Genomic DNA, 8,251 nt, shown 5'->3' with positions numbered 1-8,251 from the left:
CCTCGCCCAGCGCCTGCCCGAACTCACCCCCGCCGAGGTCCTGCAGCTCAGCATCGTCGCGGGGCCCGGAATCCTGGCATCCGCCCCCGCCCCCAAAGGACTCTTCTGATGCTGTACTCGTCGGTCTCAGCCGCCGAGAAGCGCCGCGCCTTCCGCGAGCGGTTGGCATCCGGAGAACTCCTCCGCTTTCCCGGGGCGTTCAACCCCCTGTCGGCGCGTCTCATCGAGCGCAAGGGGTTCGAGGGCGTCTATATCTCGGGAGCGGTACTCAGCGCCGACCTGGGCCTCCCCGACATCGGGCTCACCACCCTCACCGAGGTCGCCGGGCGCGGTCAGCAGATCGCACGAATGACCGACCTTCCCGCGATCATCGACGCCGACACCGGCTTCGGCGAGCCGATGAACGTCGCGCGGACCATCCAGACGCTCGAAGACGCAGGGCTCGCCGGATGCCACATCGAAGACCAGATCAACCCGAAGCGGTGCGGCCACCTCGACGGGAAGGCAGTGGTCGACACCGACACCGCGATCAAGCGCATCCGCGCGGCCGTCGACGCCCGCCGTGACGACAACTTCCTCGTGATGGCCCGCACCGACATCCGCGCCATCGACGGGCTGGAGGCCGCGATCGACCGCGCGCGGCAGCTCGTCGACGCCGGAGCCGACGCGATCTTCCCCGAGGCGATGCGCACCCTCGCCGAGTTCGAGGCGGTGCGCGCCGCGGTCGACGTGCCGATCCTCGCGAACATGACCGAGTTCGGAAAGAGCGACCTCTTCAGCGTCGACGACCTGCGGGACGTCGGCGTGAACATCGTCATCTGGCCGGTATCGCTCCTGCGCTTGGCGATGGGCGCGGCCGACCGCGCGCTCGATGCCCTGCAGGACGAGGGCCACCTGAAGAACCAGCTCGGGCAGATGCAGCATCGCGCCGACCTCTACGACCTGATCGATTACGAGCAGTACAACCATTTCGACACGAACATCTTCGACTTCACCATCACGAAGGAGTGACCATGGCTGACACGCAGCACGACATCAAGAAGGGCTTGGCCGGCGTCACGGTGGACTACACCGCCATCAGCAAGGTCAATCCCGAGACCAACTCGCTCCTGTACCGCGGGTATCCGGTGCAAGAGCTCGCCGCGACCCAGTCGTTCGAGGCCGTCGCCCTGTTGCTGTGGAACGGCGATCTGCCGACGGAGGCGGAGCGCGCCGAGTTCGAGGCCTTCGAACGCGCGCACCGCGACCTCGACGCCGACATCAAGACCGTGATCGACCTGCTTCCGCTCGACGCGCACCCCATGGACGTCGTCCGCACCGCCGTTTCGGCGCTCGGCGCCGCAGCGGCCGACGTGGCGGACAACTCCCCCGCCGCCGATCTCGCCAAGGCCAAGCTCCTGTTCGCGAAGATCCCGGCCATGGTGGCCTACGACCAGCGCCGGCGCCGGGGGCAGGAGCTCATTCCTCCGCGCGCCGATCTCGACTACTCGCGCAACTTCCTCTGGATGACGTTCGGGGAAGAGCCGGCGGACGTCGTCGCCGAGGCGTTCAACGTCTCGATGATCCTGTACGCCGAGCACTCCTTCAACGCGTCGACCTTCACCGCACGCGTCATCACCTCGACCACCGCCGACCTGTCCTCCGCCGTCGTCGGCGCGATCGGCGCCCTCAAGGGCGCCCTGCACGGCGGCGCGAACGAAGCCGTCATGCACATCTTCGACGAGATCGGCTCGGCCGAGCGCGTCGAGGGATGGCTCGACGACGCGCTCGCGAACAAGCGCAAGATCATGGGCTTCGGACACCGCGTCTACAAGAAGGGCGATTCGCGCGTGCCGACGATGAAGGCCGCCCTCGACACCCTCGTCTCCCACTACGGCGCCGACGAGCTCGCCGCCCTGTACGACGAGTTGGAGACCGCCTTCGTCTCGCGCAAGGGCATCTACCCGAACCTCGACTACCCGTCGGGACCGGCGTACCACCTCATCGGCTTCGACACCCCGACCTTCACGCCGCTGTTCGTCGCGTCGCGCGTCACGGGCTGGACGGCGCACATCATCGAGCAGACGGCATCCAACGCCCTCATCCGCCCCCTGTCGGCGTACAACGGCGTCGACGAGCGGCACATCGACGGCTACGTCGCGTCCGAGGCCGAGCTGGCCGCGGCGGCTCGCCCCGAAGAGTCCTAGGAACGCCGAGAGGGGACGGGACCTCCGCGGTCCCGTCCCCTCTCGTGCGTCCGTCGTCAGGCGACGGTGAAGATGACCTCGACCTCGACCGGGCTGTCGAGCGGGAGCACCGGAACACCGACGGCCGAGCGGGAGTGGACGCCCGCGTCACCGAAGACCTCACCCAGGAACTCGCTCGCGCCGTTGATGACGCCCGGCTGTCCGGTGAACTCGGGAACGGATGCCACGAACCCGGTGACCTTCAGCACGCCCGTCAGCTTGTCGACACCGCCGACGACGGCGGCGGCCGCCGCGATCGCGTTGAGCGCGCTCTGGCGCGCGTGGGTCTGGGCATCCGCGGGGCTCACGAGACCCTCGGACTCGCCGACCTTGCCGGTGGCGGGAAGCGATCCCTGCACCATCGGCAGCTGGCCGGAGGTGTAGACCAGATCACCGTGCCGCTTCGCGGGGATGTAGGCCGCGACCGGAGGGACGACCGAGGGGACCTCGACGCCCAGCGCGGCGAGGCGCTCCGCGACGCTCACTGCTGGCCCTCGAACTGACGTGCGGCCGCCTCGGCGGCACTGAGGCCGGCGTTGGCCGTCCCTCCGCCGGTGGGGCGCTTGAAGTAGGCGACGAGACCGCCCTCGGGGCCGGTGACGACCTGCACGAGTTCCCACCCCTGCTTTCCCCATTTGTTGAGGATCGCCGCGGTGTTGTGGATCAACAGCGGCGTGGTGAGGTACTCCCACGTGGTCATTCGCAGCTCCCGAAGGTGACTCGGATGCCGCGCACGAGATGTGCGCGGCAAGGACACGCGTACGCGCGCGAGCGCACGCCATCGAGGCATCGCCCAGCAACGTCGCTTAGCATCAACCCTATGCCTGAGAACAAACGAACGGCTAGCGGTGCGCTCGGCGGCATCCTCGGCCTCGTCGGTCTGAGCACGGCCGCCGGTGTTCTGCTGACCGCCGCTGTCACCCCGGCGATCGCCGTGTCGGGCGCCGCCGCCAGCAGCGCCATCACGATCTTCGACAACATGCCGAGCTACCTGCAGCCTGACGCCCTCATGCTGCCGACCACGCTCATGGCCGGCGACCGGGTCCTCGCGAAGTTCTACGACCAGAACCGCTCCCCCGTCACCTTCGACCAGGTCAACCCCGTCATGTACGACGCGATCCTCTCGTCCGAGGACCCGCGGTACTACCAGCACGGTGGCGTCGACCTCATCGGCACGACCCGCGCGCTGCTCAGCAACGCCTCCGGTGGCGAGACCCAGGGTGGCTCCTCGATCAGCCAGCAGTACGTCAAGAACGTCCTCGTCCAGCGCTGCGAACGCGATGCCAAGGCGACGGACGGCTCGGACGGCACGCCTGCCAAGACGCGCGATGAAGCCCTGCAGGATTGTGCTCGCCAGGCCATCCAGGCCGACGGCGTCGGGGGCTACCAGCGCAAGCTGCAGGAGATGCGGTACGCGATCCAGCTCGAGAAGCAGTTCACGAAGGACCAGATCCTCCTCGGCTACCTGAACATCGCCAACTTCGGTGGCGTGACGTACGGCATCGACGCTGCGGCGAAGTACTACTTCGACGTTCCGGCCGCGCAGTTGAACGTGGGACAGGCGGCGATCCTCGCCGGCATGGTGCAGAACCCCAACCGCTTCCGCATCGACCGCCCGGAAGGCTCCATCAGCGACGGCGAGACGTCGTGGAACAAGGCTCCCGACGGCTCGATCGACGACGTCGACCAGAGCACCATCCAGGCGCTCTACACGCTCCGCGACAACGGCGAGATCACGCAGGAGCAGCTCGTGAACGCCGCCGACGGCTACAGCGAGACCAAGGGCCGTCAGCTCTATGTCCTCAGCCGCATGGAAGTGGACGGGAAGATCACGCACGAGCAGTACGTCGCAGCGGCGATCGAGCCGATCACCCCGAAGATCACCGAGACCGATCAGGGATGCGCCAACTCGGGTGCCCCGTACTTCTGCCAGTACGTCGTCTCGACGATCCTGAACGACCCCGCCTTCGGCACCGACATCGATGATCGCGTCAATGCGCTCCGTCAGGACGGCCTCACGATCCAGACCACTCTCGACTGGCGGATTCAGGATGCCGCGCAGACGGCGATGAACGAGAATGCCCCGCAGAGCTTCGAGGGTATGAAGTTCGGTTCGACCGCCGTGAGCATGGAGGCCAAGACCGGCCGCATCCTGGGCATCGCCCAGAACACGAAGTTCACCCAGGATCAGACGCAGGCGGAGTCCGACCCCGCCTACAACTCGATCGTCTTCGCCGGCGACAAGGACAACGGCGGTTCGAACGGATTCAATGCCGGGTCGACGTTCAAGCTGTTCACTCTGGTGGACTGGCTCGAGAAGGGGCATTCCCTCAACGAGACTCTCAACGGTCGTCTGCGTCCGGTGCCGAACATGAAGAACTCGTGCTACGGCGACTGGATCAACGGGGGCGGCACCATCATCAACAACTTCGGGTCCGACCCGGGTTACTACGGCACCCCGCTGACCTTCACCAAGAACTCGCTCAACACCGGGTACCTCACGATGGCCTCGCAGCTCGACCTGTGCGACATCGCCAAGGTCGCCAAGAAGCTCGGCGTCACCCGTGGCGACGGGACCGACATCGAGATGCGGGTCGCCAACAACGTCATCGGCGACGACAACGTCTCGCCGATCGCGATGGCCGGTGCCTACGCGACCGTCGCCAACGGTGGCACGCACTGCCAGCCCAAGGTCATCGACAAGGTGACCGACAGCGACGGTGCGGAGCGCCCCATCCCGGATCGTCAGTGCACGCCCGGAACCCTGACGCCGGAGGTGGCTGCCACGGCCGCGTACGCGCTGCAGGGCGTCATGACCGGCGGCGGAACCGGCCAGGCCGCCAACCCCTTCGACGGAACACCGCTGATGGGCAAGACCGGTACCCACGAGGGCTGGAACACCTGGATGATCGAGTCGTCGACCAACGTCACCACCGCCGTGTGGGTCGGTAACTGGGACGGCACCGAGAACCTGTTCGGCAAGTACTGGAACGGTCAGCAGCTCTCCGACATGCGGTACTCGATCGCGGAGGGGGCGCAGCGCGCCGCGGACGAGTTCTACGGGGGCGACGCGTTCCCCAGACCGTCCTCGAACCTCATCCGCACGATCCAGAAGGACCTGCCGAACGTCGTCGGCAAGACGCTCGACGAGGCCCGTTCCACCCTTCAGGGCGCGGGCTTCAGCGTGAGCATCGGATCGCCCGTCGACTCCGAGTTCGGTGGCGACCGCGTCGCCGCGCAGAACCCGGACGCCGGATCGGCACCCGTGGGCTCGACGATCACCCTCAGCCCCGGCAACGGCCAGGGTGCCACGGTGCCGGACGTGTCGGGCAACCCGGTGAGTTCCGCACGGGCCGCCCTGCTCGCCGCGGGCTTCGGGACCGTCTCGATCGGAGGCTGCGAGAAGGACGCGAGCGCACCCGCCGAAGGGCGCGTGACGGGGACGAACCCGGCCGCCGGAACCTCGACGAACAAGAGCACCGCCGTGTCGCTGAGCATCGTGGCGAAGGACTGCCCGTGACCCATCCCGCTGTGAAGGCCGCCCTCGCACCCCTCGGGGTTGCGGGGGCGGCCGCTGTCGGCGCGGCCGTCTGGGGCATGGGCGTCGAGCGCTACCTGTTCACCGTGCGCTACCACGCCCTCCGCGTCCTCCCGAAGGGCGCCGAACCGATCCGTGTCCTCCACGTGTCGGACGCGCACATGGCCCCGTGGCAGCATCGCAAGCAGGAGTGGATGGCGCGGCTCACCGAGCTGTCCCCCGACCTCGTCGTGAACACGGGCGACAACCTCGGTCATCGCGACGGGCTGACCGGCATCCGAACCGCGTTCGCGCCCCTCCGGGGCGTACCCGGCCTCGTGGTCCACGGGTCCAACGACTTCCAGGAGCCTGCTCCGCGCAACCCGCTCCGGTACTTCCTCGGCCCGTCCGGGAACGTCCCCGCCCACAAGCACCTCGACGTCGACGCCCTCGACCGGTTCTTCACCGACGACCTCGGGTGGGACATCCTCGACGACACCGCCGTGTCCCTCGAGGTGAAGGGCGTGCGCATCACCGCCTTCGGCGTGAACGACGCGCACCGCAAGTGGGACCGTCCCGAGGAGATTCCGCCCGTCCTCGAGACTCTGGATGCCGCTGACCTGACGCTCGGTGTGATGCACGCGCCCTATCGGCGCACGCTCGACACGTTCATGGACTTCGGCGCCGATGTGCTGCTGGCCGGTCACACCCACGGCGGACAGGTGCGCGTGCCGTTCAGCCGCAAGGCTCTCGTGTCGAACTGCGACATCCCGCTCGAGCAGGCCCGCGGGCTCAGCGAGTGGTCGCACGGCGGTCGCTCGGTGCCGCTGAACGTGAGCGCGGGCCTCGGGCACTCGATCTACGCCCCCGTGCGTTTCGCGTGTCGTCCGGAGGCGACGCTGCTGACATTGCTGCCGCGCTGAGCGCTTCTGCACCACCCCCGAAGGGGCCGTTTCCTCCACGGAACGGCCCCTTCGCCGGTTCGCGGGTGTTGCTCCTCGACCAGGATCGAGTCTCCAACCGAAGGGACTCTCCATGCCTCACTCGCACTCCCCACGACCGCATCGCCGACGGCGAGCCGTGGCCGCCATCCTCACGCTCGTCGCCGCTGCCACCGCCCTGTTCGCCGCCCCGGCGACCGCCGCCGATCCGGGAACGGGCTTCGGCACGTGGGCGCCCCTGTCATCCACCGGCTGGCACGGCTCCATGCGCGTCGGCGATGTGCACACGTACTGCATCCACCCCGGTCTCCCCGTCGCGACCGGTACGACGATCGACCACGGCACGACCTCGGACGTGCGCGGCCTGAGCGCCCAACAGCTCGTCTCGATCAACCACCTCGTCTCGGTCTACGGCCAGACCGACGACCCCGTTCAGGCGGCGAGCGTGGGGTGGGCGGTGAAGGCGATCGTCGACCGCGACACCACGCTGCACTCCTGGGGCTACCGCGGCGACTCGCTCGGCGAGGCGATCGACTACATCATGCGCCGCGCCAGCCCCGAGAACAGCGCGGCGATCCAGGCGCGCGTGGAGCAGTACCTCTCCGAAGCCGCCGCCGTCCGGGTGCCCCGCACGGGGGGATCGCTCACGCTGACCACCGCTGCCGACGATCCGACCGACGGAACCATCGTCGCCGACGTCGATCCTGACGCGACCGGCACGCTGCGGCTCGAGAACGCGGTCTTCGCCGATACGGGGACGGCCGAACGCTCCGATGTGCGAGCCGGCGTCGTCTATCCGATCGTCGCTCCGCGCCCCTCCGGGAGCGACGGTCGTCCCTACACGGTGCGGGCGTCCGGAACGTTCCGGGTGCCGGCCGCGGCCGTGCGCCTGTTCACCACCCCGGGTCAGCAGGAGTCGGCCGGCCCGGCCGACCCGCAGACGTTCGATCTGTCGACGACCGACGCGGCGGCACGCCCCGTCCAGTTCCGTCCCCTCATCGAGACCACCGCTCATATCGAGGGTGACAGGTTCGTCGACGAGGTGACCGTGTCCGTCGACGACGGCGTATGGCCCCGTCGGGCCGACGGCTCATTCGTTCCGCTGGTCGCCAACGCCGACCTCTATCGGACGGGAGCGTTTCCCGCCGAGTCGGCGAAGGTCCCCTCCGGTCTCTCCCCCGTCGCTCGACTCACGCTGACGACGGATACGAACCGAGGGCCCGGGACCTATCGGATCTCCACGCCGGAGACGCTCCCGGGCTCCGGGGTCTACACCGCCGTGTGGCGGATCTCGAGAGACGAGCAAGACGACGCGATCGCGCCGCATCTCCCGCAGGGGTACACCTGGACGGAACGCTTCGCGAAGCCCTCCCAGACCGAGCAGCTGGCCCCCACACCGCCGCCGTTCGCCCCCACCCCCACTCCCGTCCCGACGTCCACACCGATGTCCACGCCGACACCGACCCCCTCGCCCACGGCGGCCCTCCCCCCCGCTCTCGCGTCCCCCGGCGTCGCAGGAGCCCTGATCTGTCACTTACACACCTTCCCCCGCCCCCGCGCACGCAACA

7 protein-coding genes are annotated in these 8,251 nt (G+C 68.5%); 5 read left to right on the top strand and 2 right to left on the bottom strand.

The genetic code is table 11. The annotated features are described in order from the left end of the window. The first annotated feature begins 108 nt into the window (after positions 1–108). The gene (gene prpB, locus NS220_RS12115; protein ID WP_058624309.1) at positions 109–1,011 is read left to right on the top strand and encodes a methylisocitrate lyase; all 903 of its coding nucleotides are present in this window, start codon (positions 109–111) and stop codon (positions 1,009–1,011) included. 2 nt (positions 1,012–1,013) lie between these two features. After that, positions 1,014–2,186: a bifunctional 2-methylcitrate synthase/citrate synthase gene (locus tag NS220_RS12110; RefSeq protein ID WP_058624308.1), complete on the top strand. Its 1,173-nt coding sequence runs from the start codon at positions 1,014–1,016 to the stop codon at positions 2,184–2,186. A 56-nt stretch (positions 2,187–2,242) separates the two neighbouring features. On the opposite strand, the gene NS220_RS12105 is transcribed toward NS220_RS12110, so the two are convergent. Further along, positions 2,243–2,710, bottom strand: coding sequence for a RidA family protein (locus NS220_RS12105; RefSeq protein WP_058624307.1), 468 nt, complete (start codon positions 2,708–2,710; stop codon positions 2,243–2,245). Beyond that, entirely contained in the window at positions 2,707–2,925 is a 219-nt protein-coding gene (locus NS220_RS12100; protein ID WP_058624306.1) for a DUF4177 domain-containing protein, read from the bottom strand. The genes NS220_RS12105 and NS220_RS12100 overlap by 4 nt, the downstream gene beginning before the upstream one ends. A 120-nt stretch (positions 2,926–3,045) precedes the next feature. Between NS220_RS12100 and NS220_RS12095 the strand changes: the two genes are divergently transcribed. The 3 genes from NS220_RS12095 to NS220_RS20165 all read left to right on the top strand — a co-directional run. Beyond that, entirely contained in the window at positions 3,046–5,745 is a 2,700-nt protein-coding gene (locus NS220_RS12095) for a transglycosylase domain-containing protein (protein ID WP_058624305.1), read from the top strand. Then, positions 5,742–6,665 (top strand): metallophosphoesterase, encoded by a 924-nt coding sequence (locus NS220_RS12090; protein WP_058624304.1) that lies wholly within the window; start codon positions 5,742–5,744, stop codon positions 6,663–6,665. The genes NS220_RS12095 and NS220_RS12090 overlap by 4 nt, the downstream gene beginning before the upstream one ends. 157 nt (positions 6,666–6,822) lie before the next feature. Next, a partial coding sequence (locus tag NS220_RS20165; protein WP_193755356.1) for a hypothetical protein occupies positions 6,823–8,251 on the top strand: 1,429 nt, incomplete at its 3' end.

The sequence above is a fragment of the Microbacterium testaceum genome, from assembly GCF_001476655.1.
Taxonomy (GTDB): domain Bacteria; phylum Actinomycetota; class Actinomycetes; order Actinomycetales; family Microbacteriaceae; genus Microbacterium; species Microbacterium testaceum_C.
Note: the sequence above shows the minus strand (reverse complement) of the source record. Positions and strands in the feature narration are given on the sequence as shown.

Bases quoted from the DNA above. Each gene is read 5' to 3' on its own strand.
- prpB (WP_058624309.1), top strand. From the start codon at position 109: ATGCTGTACTCGTCGGTCTCAGCCGCCGAGAAGCGCCGCGCCTTCCGC.
- NS220_RS12110 (WP_058624308.1), top strand. From the start codon at position 1,014: ATGGCTGACACGCAGCACGACATCAAGAAGGGCTTGGCCGGCGTCACG.
- NS220_RS12100 (WP_058624306.1), bottom strand. From the start codon at position 2,925: ATGACCACGTGGGAGTACCTCACCACGCCGCTGTTGATCCACAACACC.
- NS220_RS12095 (WP_058624305.1), top strand. From the start codon at position 3,046: ATGCCTGAGAACAAACGAACGGCTAGCGGTGCGCTCGGCGGCATCCTC.